General features: G+C 54.1%; 22 protein-coding genes and 1 riboswitch. Of the genes, 17 read left to right on the top strand and 5 right to left on the bottom strand.

What is annotated here, in order from left to right:
• Positions 1 to 5 precede the first annotated feature (5 nt).
• Positions 6 to 815 carry a hypothetical protein gene (locus JTP09_RS05570; RefSeq protein WP_204877458.1) on the bottom strand — a complete coding sequence of 270 codons (810 nt, stop codon included), beginning with the start codon at positions 813 to 815 and terminating at the stop codon, positions 6 to 8.
• Positions 816 to 1123: 308 nt separating this feature from the next.
• Positions 1124 to 1254, top strand: a riboswitch (SAM riboswitch).
• Positions 1255 to 1293: 39 nt separating this feature from the next.
• On the opposite strand from JTP09_RS05570, the gene JTP09_RS05565 reads away from it, so the two are divergent.
• Both JTP09_RS05565 and JTP09_RS05560 read left to right on the top strand, forming a co-directional pair.
• Positions 1294 to 1500: a nuclease PIN gene (locus tag JTP09_RS05565; protein WP_239478825.1), complete on the top strand. Its 207-nt coding sequence runs from the start codon at positions 1294 to 1296 to the stop codon at positions 1498 to 1500.
• Positions 1497 to 1931: a plasmid stabilization protein gene (locus tag JTP09_RS05560; protein ID WP_204877456.1), complete on the top strand. Its 435-nt coding sequence runs from the start codon at positions 1497 to 1499 to the stop codon at positions 1929 to 1931. Before JTP09_RS05565 ends, JTP09_RS05560 begins: the two co-directional genes overlap by 4 nt.
• 21 nt (positions 1932 to 1952) lie before the next feature.
• Here the strand turns inward: JTP09_RS05560 and JTP09_RS05555 are convergent, their stop codons facing one another.
• Entirely contained in the window at positions 1953 to 2729 is a 777-nt protein-coding gene (locus tag JTP09_RS05555; protein ID WP_204877455.1) for an SDR family oxidoreductase, read from the bottom strand.
• Between the two features lie 126 nt (positions 2730 to 2855).
• Between JTP09_RS05555 and JTP09_RS05550 the strand changes: the two genes are divergently transcribed.
• Positions 2856 to 4604, top strand: coding sequence for a DUF6350 family protein (locus tag JTP09_RS05550; RefSeq protein ID WP_204877454.1), 1749 nt, complete (start codon positions 2856 to 2858; stop codon positions 4602 to 4604).
• Here the strand turns inward: JTP09_RS05550 and JTP09_RS05545 are convergent, their stop codons facing one another.
• Entirely contained in the window at positions 4605 to 5015 is a 411-nt protein-coding gene (locus JTP09_RS05545) for a hypothetical protein (RefSeq protein ID WP_204877453.1), read from the bottom strand. It lies immediately after the preceding gene.
• A gap of 111 nt (positions 5016 to 5126) precedes the next feature.
• Between JTP09_RS05545 and purN the strand changes: the two genes are divergently transcribed.
• Together purN and purH are read left to right on the top strand one after the other, a co-directional pair.
• The gene (gene purN, locus JTP09_RS05540) at positions 5127 to 5687 is read left to right on the top strand and encodes a phosphoribosylglycinamide formyltransferase (RefSeq protein ID WP_204877452.1); all 561 of its coding nucleotides are present in this window, start codon (positions 5127 to 5129) and stop codon (positions 5685 to 5687) included.
• A gap of 127 nt (positions 5688 to 5814) precedes the next feature.
• The gene (gene purH, locus JTP09_RS05535; protein WP_204877451.1) at positions 5815 to 7419 is read left to right on the top strand and encodes a bifunctional phosphoribosylaminoimidazolecarboxamide formyltransferase/IMP cyclohydrolase; all 1605 of its coding nucleotides are present in this window, start codon (positions 5815 to 5817) and stop codon (positions 7417 to 7419) included.
• Positions 7420 to 7567: 148 nt separating this feature from the next.
• Here purH and JTP09_RS05530 read toward each other — a convergent pair whose 3' ends face one another.
• Entirely contained in the window at positions 7568 to 9295 is a 1728-nt protein-coding gene (locus tag JTP09_RS05530; RefSeq protein ID WP_204877450.1) for a substrate-binding domain-containing protein, read from the bottom strand.
• Between the two features lie 257 nt (positions 9296 to 9552).
• Here JTP09_RS05530 and glyA point away from each other — a divergent pair, with 257 nt between their 5' ends.
• From glyA to JTP09_RS10330, 6 genes are all read left to right on the top strand, one after another.
• The gene (gene glyA / locus JTP09_RS05525; protein WP_204877449.1) at positions 9553 to 10830 is read left to right on the top strand and encodes a serine hydroxymethyltransferase; all 1278 of its coding nucleotides are present in this window, start codon (positions 9553 to 9555) and stop codon (positions 10828 to 10830) included.
• 2 nt (positions 10831 to 10832) lie between these two features.
• Entirely contained in the window at positions 10833 to 11714 is an 882-nt protein-coding gene (locus JTP09_RS05520) for a bifunctional methylenetetrahydrofolate dehydrogenase/methenyltetrahydrofolate cyclohydrolase (protein ID WP_204877448.1), read from the top strand.
• 132 nt (positions 11715 to 11846) lie between these two features.
• Positions 11847 to 12308: a hypothetical protein gene (locus JTP09_RS05515; protein ID WP_204877447.1), complete on the top strand. Its 462-nt coding sequence runs from the start codon at positions 11847 to 11849 to the stop codon at positions 12306 to 12308.
• Between the two features lie 80 nt (positions 12309 to 12388).
• Complete coding sequence (trpS, locus tag JTP09_RS05510) at positions 12389 to 13447, top strand: tryptophan--tRNA ligase (RefSeq protein WP_204877446.1); 1059 nt, start codon at positions 12389 to 12391, stop codon at positions 13445 to 13447.
• A gap of 83 nt (positions 13448 to 13530) precedes the next feature.
• The gene (locus JTP09_RS05505) at positions 13531 to 14028 is read left to right on the top strand and encodes a 2'-5' RNA ligase family protein (protein ID WP_204877445.1); all 498 of its coding nucleotides are present in this window, start codon (positions 13531 to 13533) and stop codon (positions 14026 to 14028) included.
• 712 nt (positions 14029 to 14740) lie between these two features.
• A complete protein-coding gene (locus tag JTP09_RS10330; RefSeq protein ID WP_370592509.1) occupies positions 14741 to 14899 on the top strand; it encodes a DUF417 family protein in 159 nt (52 codons plus the stop codon).
• A 285-nt stretch (positions 14900 to 15184) separates the two neighbouring features.
• Here the strand turns inward: JTP09_RS10330 and JTP09_RS05495 are convergent, their stop codons facing one another.
• Positions 15185 to 16294 carry a mannose-1-phosphate guanylyltransferase gene (locus tag JTP09_RS05495; protein ID WP_204877444.1) on the bottom strand — a complete coding sequence of 370 codons (1110 nt, stop codon included), beginning with the start codon at positions 16292 to 16294 and terminating at the stop codon, positions 15185 to 15187.
• A 311-nt stretch (positions 16295 to 16605) separates the two neighbouring features.
• Between JTP09_RS05495 and sdhC the strand changes: the two genes are divergently transcribed.
• From sdhC to JTP09_RS05465, 6 genes are all read left to right on the top strand, one after another.
• Complete coding sequence (gene sdhC, locus JTP09_RS05490; RefSeq protein WP_204877443.1) at positions 16606 to 16986, top strand: succinate dehydrogenase, cytochrome b556 subunit; 381 nt, start codon at positions 16606 to 16608, stop codon at positions 16984 to 16986.
• 3 nt (positions 16987 to 16989) lie between these two features.
• Entirely contained in the window at positions 16990 to 17475 is a 486-nt protein-coding gene (locus JTP09_RS05485) for a succinate dehydrogenase hydrophobic membrane anchor subunit (protein WP_204877442.1), read from the top strand.
• Between the two features lie 42 nt (positions 17476 to 17517).
• Positions 17518 to 19281, top strand: a complete 1764-nt coding sequence (sdhA, locus tag JTP09_RS05480) for a succinate dehydrogenase flavoprotein subunit (RefSeq protein ID WP_204877441.1) — start codon at positions 17518 to 17520, stop codon at positions 19279 to 19281.
• Between the two features lies 1 nt (position 19282).
• Positions 19283 to 20068 (top strand): succinate dehydrogenase iron-sulfur subunit, encoded by a 786-nt coding sequence (locus tag JTP09_RS05475; protein ID WP_204877440.1) that lies wholly within the window; start codon positions 19283 to 19285, stop codon positions 20066 to 20068.
• A 254-nt stretch (positions 20069 to 20322) separates the two neighbouring features.
• Entirely contained in the window at positions 20323 to 21492 is a 1170-nt protein-coding gene (locus JTP09_RS05470) for an amidohydrolase (protein ID WP_239478915.1), read from the top strand.
• Between the two features lie 177 nt (positions 21493 to 21669).
• Positions 21670 to 22767, top strand: coding sequence for a BMP family protein (locus tag JTP09_RS05465; RefSeq protein WP_239478819.1), 1098 nt, complete (start codon positions 21670 to 21672; stop codon positions 22765 to 22767).
• Positions 22768 to 22843: the final 76 nt, after the last annotated feature.

Below are 22843 nucleotides of genomic sequence, written 5' to 3'. Positions count from 1 at the left end.
GCGGTTTATTTTGATTCTGCTTTGGCGGGTATTGCCTCTGCGTTACTCACTGCCAGGGAGTGAATAGTTCCGGTGGGCTTTCGTACATCAGATTCGGGGGAGACCTGGGTCTTGAACCAGGTGGAAATCAGGTAGCGGTCTCGGTGGGTCACTGAGAGTTGGAATTTCTGCCCGCGGTAGGTGCCAGCGAGTGTTACTGTGCCGCTCTGTGGGTCAATAGAAGGCGACCGCAAGGAGTACTGGTCAGCAGCTTGAGGGTAAACAGCTTTGAGAGCGTTAGAACAGGAATTGGTTTGGTTTTTGATTTCGGCAAAAAGGTTGGCAGCATCGCTTGCTGAGGGGGTAGCAACCACTTGGCTGTACCCGGCGATCTGGTTAACGTCGCTTTGACCGATCAGGATTTCTCGACGGTCAATGGAAGACACGAGCCAGTCTTCTGAGGGCGTGGCGATCAGACCGGGCGCTACTTGCTCGTAGGCTGCACAACGGTCAATGCTTTCTTGAATAGCTGTTGCGTTGTCAGTGAGCTGATCGGCGTTCCACAGGGCATTGCGGGGGGAGGATTTGAACCATGACTGAGGTTCAAATTTTTCAATAATGGGATTAGCAATTAAATAGCTAAAAGTTTCTTTATCTGAAATTTGCGATTGGGTAGGAATAATGCCCGCAATTTCATTGGCATCTGCTTGGGCTATTCCTGCGGTATTCAGGGACGCAGGCGCGTCCGCCTCAGCGTTCATGTTTCCGCACGCTGATAAAACACCCACTGAGAGTACGCCAGCTGTTGCTAAGGCGCGGTGCATGAGTGTTTTCATGTGAAAATCCACCTTCGGTAAAAGAATAAAGAATATCTTACAAGTGTAGGAACAATTTCTAGATAACTACAATGTGCCCTGTTTGTGAAATTAGACATGCGTATCTTTAGGCGTGTTTCTGTGGCGTAGGTAGCTGGCAACCGAAAAAATGCCCGTATCAAGCGGATGATGGGCGTATATAACGGGTAAGGTGTACGCACGGCGGTCAAGTCTTGAGCGCAACCATCGAAGCTGCATCGCAGGCTCTGCGAAGATTTTTTGACAAAAACACTTGCAAATTTCTGTGCGCCTTGCCATGATTGAAACAGCTTCAAGAGTTTCAACTGACAAGCTCCGACTTTAGTTGAACGCCAACCCCATGTTCACGGGTGGCTCGGATGACGAAGCGGTCTGTATTCACGCATACATGCGTCACGATTGGTACAGGCAAGAGCAGCGTTTCGAAAGGAATGCGCGGTATCTTCTGCGCAACATGGCAATGCCTACAACAACAATCCGCCCTACCGAATCTTTTGCACGGGATTTGGTATCTGCTTCTGTTCCTGCACGTGGGGGTTACTCTGCGATTAGCATTCAGGATTACACCCGCATCTCAAATGCTCGTGGGGAGTTCCTGAATTTCTTGCTCGCCCCTAACCCTGCCGGTATTCCCTCCACTGACTACGGTGTACTGAAAGCAGCATGAGCGCAGCCGGTTTACTGCTTGATTCTGATGTTCTTGCCGAGATTCGCAAGGCAGAACCCAACCCGCAGGTTGTAGCTTTCTTACGGCGCAACTCGTATAAGGTGCTTTACATTTCGGTGTTGAGCTTGGGCGAGTTGAAGGGACTTTACCCGTATGCCGAGACCGAGCGGTGGATCGCTGAACTGGTAGATAGGTTCGGCAAACACGTTCTTGATATTGACGCTGCGGTTGCTTTGGAATGGGCAGGACGTCACGCTGAAGTGAAGTTGCACGCTGTAGGTTCTGCAACGGCAACGCCTCTACCCACTGCTGCTCTAGAGGGGCTGATGGCGGCGACTGCCACCGTCCACCATCTAGAGATTGCAAGTTCTAAAGCTGAGGTTTACCGTCAGTGGGGTGTGGAGGCTCGCAACCCTTTCCTCGAGGTCTAAAGCTACAGAGCCTTCCGTGCATTAGTAATTGCGAGTTCTCGCTACCAGCTCGGTGGCAAGAGCTGCGGGCATTATCTTTTGCACCGCTACCAACACCTTGTAGGGCAGTGACGGAACACATACTGCTTTACCCTTCAGATTAGCGTCGATAGCCTCGCGTACGATCTGTTCGGGGGTGAGCCAGAAAATGCCCGGTAACATGGGTTCATCAACCCCCATAGCTCCGTGGAACCCGGTGCGGGTGAGACCGGGGCACACTGCGGTGACAGAAATGCCACGGGGTGCATACTGCAGGTGCGCTGACTCGCTGAGCGTCACCAAAAAACGCTTCACCGCAGAGTAGGTGCCGTTGGGCATGAACGCCGCCACCGATGCCACATTAATAACCCTGCCCCGACCGCGGGTGAGCATCTGCTGGCAGGCAACGTGCATGAGCTGCAAGGGAACTTTCGCCAGTACCTCAACCTGCTGCGCATGCTCGTGTACACTCGCGTTCTCAAAAGCCTTACCCAAGCCGAACCCTGCATTGTTAATAAGAATTTCTACAGGTTTGGCGGCGTCACTCAAGCGTTCCGTCACCTGTTCAACCTCGTGGGGCACCGCTAGATCAGCGGTAAGAATTTCAACCTCCACCCCGTAGCGGTGGGTCAGCTGTTGAGCTAAAGACTCCAGCGCAGAACGGTTGCGACCGTGAATCACCAGATGGTAGCCACGCTGGGCATATTGCCGGGCAAACTCACGGCCAATGCCAGCAGAGGCTCCGGTAATCAGTACAAAAGGTTCAGAAGAAAGTGTCATAGTGGTTCAACTCTATCTGCCATACAGTAACTGTTCGGTGTGAACTTGCACAAAAACGGGGGTATTTCGCCTCAAATAGTGGCTCGAAGCTCACACGGTGGGGGAGTTCATGACAAGATGTTAGGGATGAAAACCCCTGCCTCCTCACCCCAGACCGCGCCAGCTCGCACGATTCCTATGCCTTTGTGGCTTCAAGGGATAGTGGAGTTTTTTGTTGCTGCTTTCAGTTCTTTGTGTGCTGTGTTTTTGTTGGTGGGTGCAGTTGCCCTCACCAACGATCTGGCTCATGGCTCAAGTCTGGTGACCGCGGGGCAGGTGGCATCAAATATTTGGTTGCTGATGCACGGTGCCCCTTTAAACCTGAACATTCCGGTGAACGGGGTTTTTGCGGCCATCGCAGGCACGGTGAGTTTAGCTCCGCTGGGTCTGACGCTTCTTCCGCTGGCGCTGACTTTCAGGTCAGGACGCCGGTTGGCGCAGGCGTCCTACGAGGGGCAGTTTTGGGTGCCGATTGTTTCTGGCTTGTTTTTTTACGCAGCGGTTGCCGCTGCCGCAAGTTTCTTGGGTGCAACCCCGTTTATCAGCACACCTCTTAGTACATCAGTGCTGATGACTGTTGCCGTGGGTCTATGCGGTGCGGTGGCAGGTGGCTACTACGAGTCACGGTCTTTGGCACGCATGATCGGTGTAAACGCTGCTACCTGGGTGCGGCGTTTTAGCCAGTATTCGCGGTGGACTGGATCTTACGTGTGGGCATTGGTGCGTTCTGTAGTCGTGGGGTTCCTCGCCTTCGTGGTGGGTGGTGCGGTACTAGCTGCTGTTGCGCTTATCTACAACTGGAACGATGTCATCGCCACCTACCAGAGCTTGCACGCCGGGGTGGTGGGCGATACCGCTATAACCCTGTTGCAGATGGGCTTTGTGCCTAACTTCGTGGTGTACGCGATGTCATGGTCAACCGGCGCTGGGTTTGCTCTCGGTGAGGGAACCACGATCAATTTACAAACAACCGATGTGGGTTTGATGCCGGCTTTGCCGTTGCTTTCAGCCCTTCCGCAACCGGTTGAACCGTGGAGCCTTTTTGTCCTGTCGGTGCCCGTGATCGCGGGTCTTGCCGCCGGTTGGTGGTTCTTTAGGGAGGGTGAAAACCACTTCGATGAGTGGCTTTCTCTCAAACTGTCTTACCGCTGGCTTTCTTGGCCACTGTCTCACCTGTTTCTAGCAATCCTCGTGGGCGCACTCAGCGGGGTGCTGGCGTTCATCACTGGCGCTTTAGCACACGGCTCCTTGGGCTTGGGGCGCTTGACCGATATCGGTGCTGACCCCCTGCTTTTTGCGGCACATACCGCCGTCCTGATGGCAATCGGTGTTTTTCTGGGATCTATCGTTGCGCCCTTTGCGGAACTTGATAACTCCTCTGAACTAGACCGCTTCGCGAGTACCGCCACAAACCGCAAAAGCTCCGATCACCAGCGCAGTGGTACTTTCTGGAAGAAGGGATCCCGCCGCTCCACAGCCAACTCTCTTGAAACTCCCGTGATTGAGGGCGAAGTCGTTGAAGCGGGCACCCAAGATACACCTGACAAGGTGGATAACCCGTTTGCGCGTTTATTTGCCGATGAGGAACTGCCCGGTTCTGTACGAGCAGAAGAACACGAGAGCTCAGAAAAGACGGCAGATAATGCTGAGGATCCTGACCAACAGCAGGTAGCAGCAGTAGAGACTGTCGTAGAGAGCCCCGCAGAATCAGTAACAGCCGCTGATCAAAAAGATAATGCAGCGCAAAAACCGGTAACTGAAACAGAACCAGCCGAGAAAAAACGTCCGATTATCAGGCGTCCTAAAGCTAAAAAATACCGTCAATCGGCAGAGTAACTATTTGCCGGTCAGGGCGTCCATCAGACTGTTTTCCATATCGGTGGAGCACTGCTGAGCGCGGGCAATAGTGGTTGCCTGCTGCGTACACTGGGCATATTCGCCGCTAACACCCGAAAAGAGAGCGGTGACCGCTGAAGAAAAAGCCAAAAGCACGCAGAATAAAATCATGCACGAGTACAGTATGTAGCTAAACACCGGGGGCTTGAGCGGCGCCAAACGGGCAATTGTCATCGAAATAGTCACAATAGCCAGCACAAACAGCACACTGCTCACCCACGCCCACTGCGCAGCATTCAGCAAAATCATCAGGGCAAGCAAAGTCAGCAAAATCGTGGCTCGACGCCACACAGTGACCTTTTCAGCCTGCCGCTTGGCATCAAACGGGGGAGTCTGCGTTGGGTAAGACATACCCTTACTTTACCGCTAAGCCCTAGTTGCCTAGAACCGGCTCCCGTTGTGGCGCTCACACACCAGAATGTTAGTCAGCCAGAGTGAAAACACTCATGTATTCTTCTATATATGCGCATAGTTGTTATGGTTTCAGGCTCCGGCACCAACCTGCAGTCCATGATGGACGCAGTACAAGCAGGCACACTGAACGTTGAAATCGTTGCGGTGGGGGCAGATAAACCCTGTACCGGCATTGATCGTGCTGCTAACAGCGGCATCGAAACGTTCCTCGTGGAGCCTTCACAGTACGAGACCCGTGAGCAATGGAACCGCGCACTCGAAGAGCAAATCGCCTCCTACGCCCCCGACTACATCGTCTTTGCAGGGTTCATGCGCATCGTAGATGCCCAACTGGTGCAGCACTTTGAACAGCGCATCATCAACACCCACCCGGCGCTTCTACCTTCCTTCCCTGGCGCACACGGCGTGCGTGATGCGCTAGCCCACGGAGTGAAAATTACCGGTCTCACCGTGCACTTCGTTGATTCTGGTGTTGATACCGGGTCGATTCTCGCCCAAGCCGCCGTTGCTGTGCATAACGATGACACCGAAGAAACCCTGCACGAACGCATCAAAGTTCAAGAGCGCAAGCTACTGGTAGAGACCATCAATACGCTCGCTACCGCCTAGCCCCTGAAATGCCCCACAGTTTGACTGTTACGGTCAGCCACGGGCCGGGGCTAAAACCGGCTCACGACAACCCATCCACCTGCCCCACCAACCCAAAGAAAAAAGGGGCATAAGCATTGGAGTATCAGTGAGTCTCATTGAGCTAGACCGCGTACCACTAAAGCGCGCACTTATCTCTGTCTATGACAAAACCGGTCTCGAAGAACTAGCCCAGGGGCTGCACGAAGCCGGCGTCACCATCGTCTCAACAGGCTCAACTGCCTCCACCATCGCAGGTGCTGGCGTCCCCGTGACTGAAGTTTCAGAAATCACCGGCTTTCCCGAATGCCTCGAAGGTCGCGTCAAAACCCTGCACCCGCGCGTACACGCCGGTATTCTGGCTGACCGCCGCAAGCAGGAGCATATCGACACCCTCGCCGAGATGGACATCGAAGCCTTCGACCTGGTCGTTGTAAACCTTTACCCCTTCGTCGACACCGTAGCATCGGGTGCCGACCAGGACGCCATCATCGAAAAAATCGACATCGGTGGTCCCTCCATGGTACGCGCAGCCGCTAAAAACCACGACGCTGTAGCAATCGTCGTAGATCCCGCCAAGTACGGCGAGGTCGTAGAAGCTGCCAAGAACGGCGGTTTTGATCTGAAGCAGCGCCGCCGCCTGGCATCCGCCGCTTTCGCCCACACCGCAGCCTACGACACCGCGGTTGCTACCTGGACTGCCACCCAGTTCGAAACCGATGACGAACACACCTGGGCACCCTTCGCTGGTCACTCCTACGAGCTGGCTGAATCACTGCGCTACGGTGAAAACCCCCACCAGGCAGGTGCCCTCTACACCGACGCCGTAGCAGCCCCCGGCATCGCCCAGGCAACCCTGCTCGGCGGCAAGGCAATGAGCTACAACAACTACGTTGACGGTGATGCCGCCCTGCGCGCTGCCTACGACTTTGACGAGCCCGCTGTTGCCATCATCAAGCACAACAACCCCTGCGGCATCGCCGTCGGATCAGCAGATGCAGTAGACGTTATTGCGGACGCCCACGCCAAAGCCCACGCCTGCGACCCCCTCTCAGCCTACGGTGGCGTCATCGCTGCCAACCGCGAAGTCACCGCCCCCATGGCAGAAACCGTCAAGGGCATCTTCACCGAGGTCATCATCGCCCCCGGCTACACCGCAGAAGCACTTGAAATTTTGCAATTCAAGAAGAACCTGCGCATCCTACAGCTACCCGAAGGCTTCGCCCGCGACACCCTCGAACACCGCCCCATCTCAGGCGGCGCACTCATCCAGGACGCCGACCGCCTCCACGCCGAAGGCGACAACCCTGAAAACTGGCAACTCGTAGCAGGCGAGGCTGCAGACGACAAAACCCTCGCCGACCTCTCCTTCGCCTGGCGCGCCTTGCGCTCAGCGAAATCCAACGCCATCCTGCTCGCAGAAGACGGCGCAGCAGTCGGCATCGGCATGGGTCAAGTCAACCGCGTCGATTCCTGCAAACTCTCCGTCGAACGAGCCAACACCCTAGCAGACGGCGCAGAACGCGCCCGCGGCTCCGTCGCAGCATCCGACGCCTTCTTCCCCTTCGCAGATGGTCTCCAGGTACTCCTGGACGCAGGTATCCGCGCCGTCGTGCAACCCGGCGGCTCTATCCGCGACGAAGAAGTCATCGAAGCAGCTAAAGCAGCAGGAGTGACCATGTACTTCACTGGAAGCCGTCATTTCTTCCACTAAAAATAACCTTCCGCGCTAACGCGTGGATCTAGGCGAAGATTTTTCTTTCTTTACGAGTTCGGAAAATCTCCACCTCGCCAACACCACAAAACTGCCCCGGCTCTCACCAAAGAGCCGGGGCAGTTCCAATATTCTTAGCAGTACACATCTATTCGGTAGCTGCCGCAGCCTCCTGCTGCTGTTCCTCAGTTGCTGCGGGCGCGTCAGCAGAGAACGCCTGCTGGAACACACGCTGAATATCTGAAGCGTTATCAGCCTCAAATACCTGACCACCAATCTGCGGTGCGATGGTCTTGAGATCCTCCAGATCAGCGTCCTCAGAAATACCAATCAGCACAAACAAGACCGGATTATTCGGATCTTGCTCCGCCTGAATAGCGGCAATCATATCTTCACGGCTAATAGAACCCTCATCGAAGTTCGCGCCGTCCGTCATGAACACCACCACGTTAGCGGCACCGGGCTTGTAATTAGCCTTCATCTCCCGGAAAGAAGCCAACAAAGAATCGTACAGACCGGTCTGAGCCTTCGGGTAGAAACTCATCTCAGAGACAACCTGCTGAATGACCTCGCGGTGGGTACGACCCTCAACCTCCTCTTCAATACCGCGAATCGGAGCGAGCTGCTTGTAATCAGTCGGGGCACCCTGCGCGTCCTCACCGATTTCACGCGCAAAAGCCCAAACACCCAATGAATCGCGTGCCGGGAATAGTTGCGAACCGGCAAGAGCAGCCTCCGTGGTTACCTGCATACGGTTCTTATCAGTGCCAGCAACAGGCTCTTCCATAGAACCCGAGGAATCAATAACAATCAAACCGTTCAAGGGTGCTGACTGCAAAGAGTAGGCAGTCCACAGATTCGTTAGGGTCTCCTTGTCAGCGACTTCTAGCTGGGTAGGTTCACCCACCGACGTTTCTTCACTCAAAATGTCACCGGAGGAAGTACGCAGACCCGCCTCAGCCAACGCATCCTTGCCCTCTTCGGAAGCAACAAAATCGGCGATCTTCTGGGCGGCGGTAGTCACCGTTGAGTTGCTAGCGTTCACATCGGGCACCATCAGCGGGTAATCCAAAACAGTGGTGCCTGAAGAAGGAATCGACACCAAAATCGAGGGATTTTTAGCATCGAGGGCGTACTGGGCATAGTCAGCTTCAGTGACAACCGCAGCTGGAATGGTGCCCGCATCGACATCGCTGAGTAGATCTGAAGCGCTCTTCACCGGAGCTTCGACACCAATGGTCTGCGCACGCAAGCCCGAACCGGCTTTAAGATCTTCTGTCGAAGCTTTCTGGTTGCCCACCTCAGACGCCACAGAAATCAGAGAAGCAAAAGCGCCACCGTCCACCTTGGGGTCGCTCATCGAAACATTATCAGCATCCTTCACAGCGTCAGACCAAGTACTGTAATTAATGTTCTCGTCAGAAATAAGAACCGCTGGGGTGCTAGCGAGCGAATCGGTAATGGTGGTGACCCCCGCCTTACCCTGTAGCTCTAGCATTGCACGCACCGATGAGTCTGGAATCCAGATGTGGGGTACGTTAGCGCCGCCGATAATATTGGACGCGACTTCTGTGGGGGAGGCGCTGCTATCAACTTCAAGGGAGATACAATCCTCGGCGCTTACCGGAATCATCTCAATAATCGCTGCAAGTTTCTCTGACGCTGCTACATTAATGCGCTGGGTGGTGCTGCACTCTGCCGGAATCTCGGTAGCCGCCTTGAGGGCAGAATTTCTAGAACTATCGTCCAGCAAATTAAAAGCAAGGGCACCACCGCCAAGTAACACCACAGCAGCTCCACCTGCGGCAACCCACTTACGGATATCTTTTTTGCGGCGCTGCTCTAGGGCTTCACGGCGGGACTGGGTTTTTGACATGGTGAGGGTGCTCTTTCTTCTACCGGTGGTGTGCTCTGGTATTAACTTTACCAATCGCCACAGGGTTTCTGGTGAGAGCGGGGGATAAGTTGCAGGGGCTTCTCTTTGCTTCTTCAGACTCTATCTCTGGGTTAGCGCTGTGCGCCTCTTCGCATAAGACCGGGGACTCACCTAAAATGAGAAGGGTCTGTACGAATACGTCGTGAGCCTCATATAAGAGCAGGCTCGCAACCTTGACACTAGAAAAAGGACGTTGCATGACCACCTCCTCTGTTGTAAATCTTCCCTTGGCAGAAGTTGATCCTGAAGTTGCTGAAGCCATTAAACTTGAGCAGGAGCGCCAGCAGAACACCCTTGAGATGATTGCTTCTGAGAACTTCGCACCGCGTGCGGTGTTGGAGGCTCAGGGCTCAGTTCTGACCAATAAGTACGCAGAAGGTTACCCAGGACGTCGCTACTACGGCGGTTGCGAGTACGTTGATGTTGTTGAAACCCTAGCGATTGAACGCGCAAAAGCGCTTTTCGGTGCGGAGCACGCGAATGTGCAACCCCACGCAGGCGCTCAGGCGAACAACGCTGTGATGCATGCGCTACTGACCCCCGGCGATAAAATCATGGGTCTGTCTTTGGCTCACGGCGGTCACCTGACTCACGGCATGAAGCTCAACGTTTCAGGCAAGCTGTATGAAGTTGCTGCCTACGGAGTAGACGAAGAAACCGGTCGCGTGAACATGGACGAAGTCCGTGAACTCGCTCGCGCCGAGAAGCCCAAGGTCATTATCGCCGGTTGGTCAGCCTACACCCGCCAGCTCGATTTCGCGGCTTTCCGCGAAATCGCTGATGAGGTCGGTGCTTACCTGTGGGTTGATATGGCACACTTCGCGGGTCTGGTGGCAGCAGGTCTGCACCTCAACCCCGTACCCCACGCTCACGTGGTTTCCTCCACCGTCCACAAGACCATCGGTGGCCCCCGCTCAGGTTTCATTCTCTGCACCGAAGAGCTGAAGAAGAAGATTGACTCAGCGGTATTCCCCGGTCAACAGGGCGGTCCCCTCATGCACGCTATCGCGGGTAAGGCTACCGCCTTCAAGATCGCTGGTACCGAAGAATTCAAGGACCGCCAGAAACGCACCCTCGAAGGCGCACAGATTTTGGCTGAGCGTTTGGGACAGCAGGATCTCAAGGACGCCGGCGTTGAACTGATCTCCGGTGGCACCGACGTTCACCTAGTACTGGTATCACTGGCAAACGCTGAACTGAACGGCAAAGAAGCGGAAGATCTGCTGCACGAAGCTGGCATTACCGTCAACCGCAACGCGATCCCCAACGACCCGCGTCCGCCTATGGTTACCTCTGGTCTGCGTATCGGTACCCCCGCGCTGGCAACCCGCGGCTTTGACGCTGAAGCGTTCGCTGAGGTTGCAGACATTATCGCTGAGACCCTCAAGCCCGGTGCAGACGTCACCGCTCAGCGCGCTCGCGTTACTGCCTTGTGCGAGAAGTTCCCCCTCTACTCAGGCATCGAGGAGTGGTAAACATGGCTGAAATTCTTGACGGTAAGGCAACCGCCGCAGCGATTAAAGCTGAGCTGAAAGAGCGCGTTGAGGCTCTTAAAGCTAAGGGAACCACCCCCGGTCTGGGCACCGTGCTCGTGGGCGATGACCCGGCCTCCCACTCTTATGTTGGTGGCAAACACAAGGACTGCGCAGAAATCGGCGTCGCTTCGATTCGCGTTGACCTACCCGAATCAACTACGCAGGAGGAGCTTGAAGCTGAGATTGAGAAGCTGAACAATGACCCTGCATGTACTGGGTATATTGTGCAGCTGCCACTGCCCAAGCATATCGACACTAACCATATTCTTGAGCTGATCGACCCCGATAAGGACGCCGACGGTTTGCACCCCACCAACCTGGGGCGCCTGGTGCTCAACGCGGGGGGAGAGATTGACTCGCCCCTGCCCTGCACCCCTAACGGTGTCATCGAACTCATAGAACGTCACGGGCTAGACCTCAACGGCAAAACTGTTGCTGTCTTTGGTCGCGGCGTCACCGTGGGGCGCCCCCTGGGGTTGCTACTCACCCGCAAGAACGTCAACGCCACCCCCACCCTGGTACACACCGGCACCCAGGACGTAGCTGATGCCCTGCGCGCAGCAGACGTTATCGTGGCGGCAGTTGGTCAGCCACATATTGTTACTGCCGACATGGTGAGGGACGGTGCAATCTTGCTCGACGTGGGAGTCTCCCGCGTCGAAGATCCCGAAACCGGCAAGAAGAAACTGACCGGCGATATTAGCCCTGAGGCAGCAGCTAAAGCATCCTGGGTTTCACCTAACCCCGGCGGCGTTGGTCCCATGACCCGCGCTATGCTGCTGGTTAACGTGGTTGAAACCGCGGAGCGCGCCGCCACTTCATAAAAACTAACAACTGAATGACCCCGCGTCCGTACTCTAACTTTTTAGGTGCGAACCCGGGGTTTTTCTGCCCGCCTCTTTTTATCAGACGAGGGGCGTTTTATGCTGGGGTGCTTCTTTGACATAATAGAAACCATGTCTATTCCTCAGCGCAAGGCTCCTGAAAATAATCCCGGTACCCAGAAAGCCCTAATCGGTGCTGGCATCGGTATGGCACTTCTCGTCGTACTGCTGATCTGGGCAATCATGACGTCCGCCAACGAGGCCTCGGTTCTCGGGTGGATTCTCACCGCCGTCATTGCGGGCTGGCTGGGCGTAGCTGTTTACCTCGCTGTGACTGTTACACGCTCGTTGAACATCCAGCAGAATCAAAACGCTGCACGTATGCGTCAGTTCTTAGAAGAAGAGGACGCGATGCTTGATGACAAACTGGCGCACAGCTTCCAGATTGTGCTGGTGCAGTCCAAAGTTATTAAAGATGAACTTAAGAAGAACGATGATGAGTCACCGGCAATGATTGCTCGTGCGCTCGATACCATTGATGTGACCGCTCAAAATGGCATGAGCATGGTCAAAGAAGCCGCTGGAAAAGCGTAAGCACGTACCGGGTTCAGCCCACAGCTTTTAAACAAAACGGGTGTATACCTGATGGACGAGAAAAGTTTTAGAGACAGATTATGAGCGAAAAGAAGAACCTCAAGTCAGTTATTCCTAATGCGGCGCAGAGTGCCACCCGTATTTACTCGGGGGCGCAGCCTTCTGCAGATTCCCTGCATTTGGGCAACTACGTGGGTGCGGTACGTAATTGGGTTGCTTTGCAGGACGAACCGGGCACCGAATGTCTGTTCTTCATTCCTGATATGCACGCTATTACTGTGCCTCAGGACCCCGCCATCATGACGCAGCGTACCCGCATGACTGCTGCCCAGTACATTGCTGCCGGTATTGATCCTGAGCGTACCCCTCTTTTTGTGCAGTCGCAGGTGCCCGAGCACGCTCAGCTGGCGTGGGTTCTCAATTGCATCACGGGCTTTGGCGAAGCGTCGCGCATGACTCAGTTCAAAGACAAATCCGCAAAGCAGGGTACCGATTCAGCGTCGGTGGGGTTGTTTACTTACCCGGTGCTGATGGCAGCAGATATTTTGCTTTACCAGGCTGATGAGGTTCCTGTGGGTGAAGATCAGCGCCAGCACCTGGAGCTCACCCGTAACCTCGCTGAGCGTTTCAATTCACGTTTTGGTGATACCTTTATCGTTCCTGAGGGACGCATCCTTAAAGAGACCGCTAAGATTTATGATTTGCAGAACCCGACCTCTAAGATGTCGAAGTCAGCGGAAACTGATAAAGGCATTATCTGGTTGATGGATGATCCTAAGAAAACTGCCAAGAAAATTAAGTCTGCGGTGACCGATGCCGGTAGTGAAATCAGTTTTGACCGCGAGAATAAGGCGGGCATTTCTAACCTCTTGAGCATCTACTCGGCACTCACCGGTAAGAGCATCGACACCATTGTCGCGGAGTACGAAGGCAAAATGTACGGGCACCTGAAGGTTGATTTGGCTGAAATTGCCGCTGAGACTTTCGCCCCCATGCGCGAACGCACCTTAGAGCTGATGGATGACCCCGCAGAACTTGACCGTCTGCTGGCTATCGGTGCTACTAGGGCACGTGAAATCGCGTCCGTCACCGTTGAGAACGTCTACGATCGTATTGGGTTTTTGCCCGCTCAGAAGTAGTACACGCAGTGGTGAAGCAGTGGGTCCGGAGGAGTAGTGCAGATTCAAGCGGTTCGCCTACTCTGCGTGCCAACGAGCGTTATGTGAGTCTCGTTGCACGGGTACCCGATGAGCTAGCTGCGCGTATTGAGCGTTGGCGGGTGGCCCAACCTGAGATTCTTAATCCCGGTAGCGTCCACATTACGGTGATGGTGGCACCTGAGACGGTGCCTGCCAGCCAGACCCTCGCAGCTTTGCAAAAGGCTCTCATGGGGCGCAGACGCGTGTTTGTCGGTCTGGGGGAGCCTGCCAGTTTTGCGCCTGTTACCACGGTGAGTTATTTGCCGTTGATAGAGGGGGGTGCCGAGTTAATAGGTCTCAATCGGGTTGCTGAGCGCGCGGTAGAAAGCAGCGCTTCGCCGTTTGAGTATCGCCCGCATCTGACTCTTGCTCAGCATGTACCTCACGAAGTGATTGACCGTTCCCTCAGGGACTTCAAGTGCCTCCCTGACGCGCTTAAGCGGTTCGAGATTCAGCGGCTTTGCGTGTACCGCTATGAGAAAGAAGAGTGGCACTGGGTCGGCACGATTGAGCTGACCTAGGCGTAACGGCATCGGCATAAGGTTAGAACATACCTCAAGCCACCGAAGCCACTTTCTCTTTGAGTCAATAGTTATTAAACGTCACAGATACGCTGACAGTCGTGAGCCACCGGGTACTTTTCTAGACTGAAAATATACACATTTTCATGCTAATCTTCCCAAAGTAGTCATGGCATCTTCGGCTCGCGGCCTCTCACCCCGTTCGGGCTTTCTACCCGAGGTTGGAGGGGATTCTATCTAACCGATGAGCTTTGAACACAAAAGATAAGATGTTCTGCATCGCACCTAAGATCAGCGCCCTGGTTGTGGCTTTCTAAGCTGCTTGGGATGGGAATGTGTCAAGTGCTTCTCGGATAACCTCAGGCGTGTTCATGCTTTGCTCTTGGATGTCGCTGGTAAGGCGGTCTTTGATGTCAGGGGTTACTTAGGCATTGATGCTGGGGGAGTGTGACCGTTGATAGTTTCATCAAGAGCTGGGCGTCCTCGGGTGGTAGTCGCGAGATTCTTTCAGCGCGGGCAACACCTTCAAGAGCTCTAAGCAGGATAGTTGCTGTGTCTAGGGCCTCGAAAAAGTTATCAGACTCCGCCCATTGGGAGAGGGGCTCACCAATTTTTTTTCATGGTCAGCTAGGGTTGTTGAAGTTGATATTTTTAAGGTCATTAAGGTCATCGAACTGTGGTTTATGGCGATGGTAAATCTTGATTGTATTCAGTGCATCAGCTTCTGCGTATCCGTGCTTTGCTGCTTGCGGGCATGAGCTTTGTGGCCCTGTTATTTTTGATCACCCCCCCCCATGCGTGGGTTCCTGATTTGGGTGGTGATAACTACGGGTTTCCCTACCTTTGCAGGTGCCGGAGAACTAGTACTTAAAGACGCAGTCATGTTTGGGGCGTCTCTTTGGGGTGCCTCCGACTTCACCCGCCGCGCTACGGTGCGCGATGAAACCCGCCGGGCATCGTTTGCAACTCTCATTGAACGATAACTCATACAGCGGATCCGCCGACAATGGTGAGTTCGCTTTTTTGTACTCTCAGACCGTTTCACCGAATGAGCGAACTAGTTTCGGGCAGCCTAAATCTTTTCGCCGGGTATAAATAAAAGCTGCACCCTCACAAAAACTCCGGGGGTGCAGCTTTTAGCGTAGTTAGCAGTAGCTTAGAGGTGACGCTCTAAGCCCTGGCTCTTGAGCTCATTAACAGTATTCTTTACATCCTGCGCGTCCTTACGGGTGGTTACCAGCAGGGCATCAGGGGTGTCAACGATGACAACATCTTCAATACCGATGACAGCGATCTTACGGTGGGTACCTGCAACAATGATGCCGGTTGATTTCTGGTTGAAGACCTGAACTTCGTCACCAATGGTGAAGAGTTCTTTATCGGTCTTTTCAAGGTTGAGACGGGCAACAGCGTCAAAGTCACCGATATCGTCCCAGCTGAAAGAACCGGGCACCATCGCGACATCGCCTGCAGCTGCAGCGGGTTCTGCCACCGCGTAGTCGATAGCAATCTTGGGTAGGGTTTCCCACACATCGTTCATGACATCATCGCGGTCAGGGGTATCCCAAGCGCGCGCAATACGGGTGACCCCGGCGTGCAGCTCCGGCTCATTTTGCTCTAGGTGCTTGAGCATGAGTTCGGCAGGCGCTACGAACATGCCAGCGTTCCAGGTGTAATCCCCGGTGGAGATGTACTCAGCGGCGGTCGGCGCGTCGGGCTTCTCCACGAACTCTGCTACTGCCATAGCGTGTGGTGCTTCAGCGAGCTCTAGAGAATGGGTGGCACGAATATAACCAAAAGCGGTGGAGGGCTCGGTGGGGGTAATACCAATGGTCACAATTTTGCCGGTAGCAGCAGTATTCACCGCTTCGGTAACGACCTTCTGGAACTCGTCCACCGGTTCGATGACGTGGTCAGCGGCGAAAGAACCAATAATCGCGTCGGGCTGACGCTGGTAGATAATAGCGCACGCCAACCCAATTGCCGCTGCGGAATCGCGCGGTGAGGGTTCTAGCACTAGATCGGATGCGCGTAGCTCATCAATTTGTTGAGTGACACGGTTTGCATGGGCAACACCGGTGACGACCATGACAGAACCATTGCTCACATCAACCAAACGGTCGTAGGTTGAGCGCAACAGCGAAGACTCACCACCGGTGAGGTTGAGCAGAAACTTGGGCACAGTGGCACGTGATAGCGGCCAGAGGCGTGAACCGACACCACCGGCGGGAATCAACGGGTAAAAACGTTCAATTGGAGTTTTCATCGTCTAAAGAATACCTGCATTTTTGTCACAATGAACGCTCCCGAGAAGTAATTTTGACCAAAAGATATACCGGCTCGGTTCTGCTTAGTCTTTCGTTTGCCCTGTAAATACGCCCTCGTACTGATTAAGACTATGAAAATGTAGGCTAATTGAGGGGGATTTTTTTATGACATATTGTCACTTAAGTCTGCGTGGTGCTGGTAATCTTTGATAGCAGAACAAGTCTAAAATTATGTATTGCGTTGAGCCAGCTGTGAAATACTGCGGTGGAGGTCAGCGCTTTACGACTCTCACGTGCAGGAGGCTATTCAGTGCCGAATACATCCAAGGGCACCCTCTACCGCGGCCGCGAAGGTATGTGGTCATGGGTAGCTCATCGCATCTCAGGTATTGCGATTTTTTTCTTCTTGTTGGTTCACGTGCTCGATACCGCAATGGTGCGCGTTTCACCTGAAACCTACAATGCAATCATGCATATCTACAAGAACCCTATCATGGGTCTTGGCGAGGCCGGTCTGGTAGCGGCTATTCTCTACCACGCTTTCAACGGTATCCGCATTATTCTGGTTGATTTTTGGAGTGGCGGCACCAAGAATCACAAAGCTCTGCTCTGGGGCGTTTTGATCCTCTGGGCAATCTTCATGGCTGGCTTCCTCTTCCGCCACCTTCCCATCGTCTTTGGAGGTCACTAAGACATGCCTACTCCTTTGAAAGCTAAGGTAGCTGCACCTCGTAGCCGTGATATCACCGTCAATGGTGTAAAGTACAACCGCTCATCCTCAAAGCGCAACAACTTTGAGATGTACGCCTGGCTCTTCATGCGCCTTTCGGGCGTCATGCTGGTCGTGCTGATTTTTGGTCACCTTTTTGTGAACCTCATGATGGGCGAAGGCGTACATCGCATCGACTTCGGCTTCGTGGGCGGTAAGCTCGCTAACCCCTTCTGGCAGGTATGGGATCTGCTGTTGCTGTGGCTTGCAATGTTGCACGGCACCAACGGTATTCGCACCATCATTGATGACTATGCTCAGAAAGACGGCGTTCGTACCTTCTTGAAGGTCATCCTCTTCCTGGCATCCGCGTTCGTCATTCTGGTGGGCACTTTGGTGATTTTCACCTTTGATCCGTGCCCCGTTGGTGCATCGGCTGAGCTGTTGCCTTCCTTCTGCACAGCACCGTAGAACACCATAATTTTTTGAAACAGAGAAAGAAGCATTCTCACCATGCAGGTACATAAGTACGACGTAGTTATTATTGGTGCCGGCGGTGCCGGTATGCGTGCGGCTATTGAAGCAGGTCAGCGTTCACGCACTGCTGTACTGACTAAGCTTTACCCCACTCGTTCCCACACCGGCGCAGCGCAGGGCGGCATGTGTGCTGCTCTAGCGAACGTTGAAGACGATAACTGGGAATGGCATACCTTTGATACCGTCAAGGGCGGCGACTACCTGGTAGACCAGGACGCGGCTGAGGTCATGGCGAAAGAAGCTATTGACGCAGTACTCGATTTGGAAAAGATGGGTCTACCCTTCAACCGCACCCCCGAGGGGCGTATTGACCAGCGTCGTTTTGGCGGTCACACCCGCGATCACGGTAAGGCACCCGTTCGCCGCGCATGCTACGCAGCAGACCGTACCGGTCACATGATTTTGCAGACCCTCTACCAGAACTGTGTCAAGCACAACGTTGAGTTCTTCAACGAGTACTACGTGCTTGATTTGGTGATGGTCGATGACGAAAACGGCAACAAGCGTCCTGCTGGCGTCGTTTCTTACGATCTGGCAACCGGCGACGTTCACGTTTTCCAGGCTAAGTCAATCGTGTTTGCATCAGGTGGCTGTGGCAAAATCTTCAAGACCACCTCAAACGCTCACACCCTTACCGGTGACGGTATGGCTATTGCCCTGCGCAACGGCATTCCTTTGGAAGACATGGAGTTCGTGCAGTTCCACCCGACCGGTCTTGCAGGGTTGGGCATTCTGGTGTCTGAAGCTGCTCGCGGTGAGGGCGGTATCCTGCGTAATTCTGACGGTGAGCGTTTCATGGAGCGCTACGCACCGACCATTAAGGATCTAGCTCCTCGCGATATTGTTGCTCGCTCGATGGCGAATGAGGTTCGTGAAGGACGCGGTTGCGGTCCCAACAAGGACTACGTTCTGCTGGATCTCACCCACCTTGAGCCCGCTCACATTGATGAGAAGCTACCCGATATTACCGAGTTCGCTCGTACCTACCTGGGCGTTGAGCCCTACACTGAGCCCGTCCCAGTGTTCCCCACCGCACACTACGCAATGGGGGGTATTCCCACCAACATTGAGGCTGAGGTGTACGCAAACTCAGAAGAGACTATTCCCGGTCTCTATGCAGCTGGTGAGGTTGCTTGCGTTTCGGTGCACGGCTCAAACCGTTTGGGCACTAACTCACTGCTGGATATCAACGTCTTTGGTAAGCGCGCCGGCATCTCTGCTGCTGAGTACGCTGCTACCGCTGACTTCCTGCCGATTCCCGAGGACGCAGCCAACGACACCCTGGAGCTGCTGAACACCCTGCGCGAGGGTAACGGCACCGAAAAGGTGGGCGTGTTGCGCAAGGAACTGCAGGACGTTATGGACGCCGACATGCAGGTATTCCGTACTGCTGACACCATCCACAACGCCATCAACAAGATCAATGAGCTTGAAGAGCGCTACAAGAACATTTCTGTTCAGGATAAGGGCAAGCGCTTCAACCTTGATTTGCTGGAGGCAGTTGAGCTGGGCTTCTTGCTGGAACTGGCAAAGGTAATGTCCGTTGCTGCGCTGAACCGTGAGGAATCACGTGGCGGTCACTTCCGCGAGGACTTCCCCAATCGTAATGATGAGAAGTTCATGAAGCACTCAATGGTTTACAAAGATGAAAACGCTGAGTTTGAGGGCATTGCAGGTTTGCGTTTCGATACCAAGCCCGTAGTCTTCACCCGTTACGAGCCGATGGAGCGTAAGTACTAAAATGGCTGATTTTGAAGCAAAAGAACCCGAGTCACGGGTAGAACTGAAGTCGGAGACCGGTGGCGCTGGCGCTATTCCTACCTACGACATCACCCTGCAGGTGCGTCGCTACAACCCTGAGATTTCAGAGGAATCACACTGGGACGAGTTTAAGCTGACCATGTATGGCACTGACCGTGTGCTGGATGCTTTGCACAAGGCGAAGTGGGAAATCGATGGTTCGCTGTCTTTCCGCCGCTCCTGCGCTCACGGTATTTGCGGTTCGGACGCGATGCGTATCAACGGTCGCAACCGTCTGGCGTGCAAGACTCTGCTGAAGGATCTTGACCTTTCCAAGCCGATTACTGTTGAGGCTATCAAAGGTCTGCCCTGCGAGAAAGATCTTATCGTTGATATGGAGCCTTTCTTCCAGGCATACCGTGAGATTATGCCCTTCTTGATGAATGACGAGCATGAGCCCGAGCGTGAGCGCATTCAGTCTCAGGCTGATCGTGCGCGTTTTGATGACACCACCAAGTGCATCCTGTGTGCTGCGTGTACCTCGTCATGTCCCGTTTTCTGGACAGACGGTCAGTACTTTGGTCCGGCAGCAATTGTCAATGCTCACCGTTTCATCTTCGATTCTCGTGATGATGCTGGCGATATGCGTTTGGAGATTCTCAACGACAAAGAGGGCGTATGGCGTTGCCGTACCACCTTCAACTGCACCGAAGCATGCCCCCGTGGCATTCAGATCACTAAGGCTATTGCTGAGGTCAAGCAGGCTATTATCGCCCGCTCCCTCTAAACTCCGCGTAAAGATTCTTGTGAAAGAATCACCGGTATAGCAGCAAACGGCGCCCGTCTTGTACAGCACAGACGGGCGCCGTTTGCTGTGTCAGAGGTAGCGAGTGAATCCGGCTGCTAGGGTGCGTCATAAAACGTCATAAAAGCCTGATGGGTTACCGCGTCCGTAAAAATTACCCCGTAGGGCTTGTGGCTACTATCCTAAAAACTATGGTTGCATCTCAGAAATCTTCGGCGTCTTTGACCTCCACACTGATGGGGGGGTATCTGCATGATTTTTTGGAGGAGCTCATTGAGTTTCGCCGGGATATTCACCGTAACCCGGAGCTCTCTTTTCAGGAGTTTCAGACCACAGAGAAAATTGCTCACCGTCTGCGCGATGCGGGGCTGAGACCTGTTTATTTGCCCGGTTATACCGGTGTGCGCGTTGATATTGGTGAAGGTCCAATCGCAGCGGCTTTCAGGGCTGATATTGATGCCCTACCGGTGCAGGAGCAAACCGGTCTTGCTTACTCATCGCAGACCCCGGGGGTTATGCATGCGTGCGGTCACGATATTCACCTGACCGTTATGCTGGGCGTTGCGCTTCTTTTGGACGCGATGAATAAAACAAAGCCACTGGGCGCCACTATTCGCGTGATCTTCCAGCCTTCGGAAGAGCAACAGCCTGGGGGCGCACTAGAGGTGATTAGGGCGGGCTGGCTTAAAGATGTTCCGCGTGCTTTTGCCCTGCACTGTGATCCCAAGGTGGATGTAGGAAAGATTGGTACGCGTATTGGCGCTATCACTTCAGCCTCTGACACTGTGCGCATTCGCCTTGATGGGCACGGCGGGCACACATCGCGTCCGCACCTGACCGAAGATCTGATTTTTGCGATGAGCCAGATTGCTGTGAATGTTCCCGCTGTTCTTTCACGCCGCACTGATGTACGCTCCGGTGTGTTGGTGGTGTGGGGGCAGATTGAGGCGGGTGTTGCCCCCAACGCTATTCCGGCGACAGGCTTCATGGCGGGCACTATGCGCTGCTTGGACGCGGATGCCTGGTACAAGGCGGGGCAGATGCTGGACGAGGTCGTAGAGCAGGTTGCTGCCCCCTACGGTTTGAGTGTGAGTCTTGAGCACGAACGCGGAGTTCCACCGGTGGTCAATACTGAGGCGGAGACCACTCTCATTGAAAATGCCGCACGCGCGGAGCTGGGCGAGGATAGCGTGATTCTTGTTGAGCAGTCCATGGGCGGTGAAGATTTCTCGTGGATGTTGCAGGAGGTTCCTGGCACGATGGTTCGTCTGGGAACTCGAGCGCAGGGAGGAGAAACCTTTGACCTGCACCAGGGAGATTACAACCCGCAGGAAGAAGCAATTGGTAACGGCGTGCGCGTTATGGTTGCTGCTGCTTTACGTAGCATTGCCCTAGAGACCGCCTGAATCCTGGTGTAATAGCCTTTGTCTTGCTGCTGATTGATAACAAGATGAATTTAAAGTGAAAAATAATTTAGCTGTGGGCTTTAAAAGCATTAGAATGTGTTCTGTATTGCTCAAAAACTGATGACCAGAAACCCACACTTTTTCTGACCTCATCAGATCCTGATTGAAGGGATCCCCATGGCACTCTCACGTAAGAACATGGCAGGCGCAGGTTCACTCCTGGGCATTTCAGCACTTTTGCTTTCAGCTTGTGGTGCAGCACCCGAAGAATCATCAACCGCATCAGGCGATAACGCCGATTACAGGGGCTGCATGGTATCAGACTTCGGTGGTTTCGATGATAAGTCCTTCAACGAAAACACTTACGCGGGTCTAACCGCCGCTGTTGAAGAGTTGGGCATTGAAAAGGGCGAAGCTCAGTCAACCAGCGAAACCGAGTACGGTCCCAACCTCAACCAGATGGTTCAGTCAGGCTGTAACATGACCGTCACCGTTGGTTTCGGTTTGGCAGATGCGACCAAGGAAGTTGCAGAAGCTAACCCTGACCTGCACTTTGCAATTGTTGATGATGGTTCTATCGAACTCGACAACGTTCGCCCTCTCGTCTATGACACCGCTCAGGCAGCGTTCCAGGCAGGTTACTTGGCAGCGGCTCAGTCCAAGACCGGCAAGGTAGCAACCTACGGCGGCTTGAACTTCCCGACCGTTACCATCTTCATGGACGGCTTTGCGCAGGGCGTGAAGTACTACAATGAGCAGAACGACAAGAACGTTGAGGTTCTGGGCTGGGATACCGAGGCGCAGAACGGTACCTTCACCGGTGACTTCACCGACCAGGGCAAGGGCAAAACCAACACCCAGAACTTCCTCTCAGAAGGCGCTGACGTAATCATGCCCGTAGCAGGCCCCGTAGGTGGCGGCACCCTCGAAGCTGTCAAGGAGCACAACGCTAGCAACGCTGACTCACCCGCGTCCGTGATTTGGGTTGACTCAGACGGTTTCGAAACCAACCCCGAATACCGAGATATCATTCTGACCTCAGTGCAGAAGCTGATGAAGGAAGCTGTGCTGGAGACCTTTAAACAGGACGTTGAAGGCAACTTCACCAGCGAAGCCTACGTCGGTACCCTGGAGAACGGTGGCGTAGCACTAGCTCCCTTCCACAACTTCGAAGACGAAGTCAGCGCTGAGACCAAGGCAGCTCTCGATGACATCAAGGCTAAGATCATCAGCGGTGACATCAAGGTTGAGACCGCAGGTTCACCCTCTGCCTAAGGCAGTTGCTGCCAACAGGTAGCTTTTTGAGCCCGCAGCTAAGAAATCTCACCTTAGCTGCGGGTTTTATGCTGTA

Source organism: Rothia sp. ZJ1223, from assembly GCF_016900985.1.
Taxonomy (GTDB): Bacteria; Actinomycetota; Actinomycetes; order Actinomycetales; family Micrococcaceae; genus Rothia.
The sequence above is the reverse complement of the archived record's forward strand: the minus strand, read 5'-3'. Positions and strand labels throughout refer to the sequence as shown.

Coding starts and splice junctions, on each gene's coding strand:
- JTP09_RS05570 (WP_204877458.1), bottom strand. CDS start 815: ATGAAAACACTCATGCACCGCGCCTTAGCAACAGCTGGCGTACTCTCA.
- JTP09_RS05565 (WP_239478825.1), top strand. CDS start 1,294: ATGCCTACAACAACAATCCGCCCTACCGAATCTTTTGCACGGGATTTG.
- JTP09_RS05560 (WP_204877456.1), top strand. CDS start 1,497: ATGAGCGCAGCCGGTTTACTGCTTGATTCTGATGTTCTTGCCGAGATT.
- JTP09_RS05555 (WP_204877455.1), bottom strand. CDS start 2,729: ATGACACTTTCTTCTGAACCTTTTGTACTGATTACCGGAGCCTCTGCT.
- JTP09_RS05550 (WP_204877454.1), top strand. CDS start 2,856: ATGAAAACCCCTGCCTCCTCACCCCAGACCGCGCCAGCTCGCACGATT.
- JTP09_RS05545 (WP_204877453.1), bottom strand. CDS start 5,015: ATGTCTTACCCAACGCAGACTCCCCCGTTTGATGCCAAGCGGCAGGCT.
- purN (WP_204877452.1), top strand. CDS start 5,127: ATGCGCATAGTTGTTATGGTTTCAGGCTCCGGCACCAACCTGCAGTCC.
- JTP09_RS05530 (WP_204877450.1), bottom strand. CDS start 9,295: ATGTCAAAAACCCAGTCCCGCCGTGAAGCCCTAGAGCAGCGCCGCAAA.
- glyA (WP_204877449.1), top strand. CDS start 9,553: ATGACCACCTCCTCTGTTGTAAATCTTCCCTTGGCAGAAGTTGATCCT.
- JTP09_RS05520 (WP_204877448.1), top strand. CDS start 10,833: ATGGCTGAAATTCTTGACGGTAAGGCAACCGCCGCAGCGATTAAAGCT.
- JTP09_RS05515 (WP_204877447.1), top strand. CDS start 11,847: ATGTCTATTCCTCAGCGCAAGGCTCCTGAAAATAATCCCGGTACCCAG.
- trpS (WP_204877446.1), top strand. CDS start 12,389: ATGAGCGAAAAGAAGAACCTCAAGTCAGTTATTCCTAATGCGGCGCAG.
- JTP09_RS05495 (WP_204877444.1), bottom strand. CDS start 16,294: ATGAAAACTCCAATTGAACGTTTTTACCCGTTGATTCCCGCCGGTGGT.
- JTP09_RS05485 (WP_204877442.1), top strand. CDS start 16,990: ATGCCTACTCCTTTGAAAGCTAAGGTAGCTGCACCTCGTAGCCGTGAT.
- sdhA (WP_204877441.1), top strand. CDS start 17,518: ATGCAGGTACATAAGTACGACGTAGTTATTATTGGTGCCGGCGGTGCC.
- JTP09_RS05475 (WP_204877440.1), top strand. CDS start 19,283: ATGGCTGATTTTGAAGCAAAAGAACCCGAGTCACGGGTAGAACTGAAG.
- JTP09_RS05470 (WP_239478915.1), top strand. CDS start 20,323: ATGGGGGGGTATCTGCATGATTTTTTGGAGGAGCTCATTGAGTTTCGC.
- JTP09_RS05465 (WP_239478819.1), top strand. CDS start 21,670: ATGGCACTCTCACGTAAGAACATGGCAGGCGCAGGTTCACTCCTGGGC.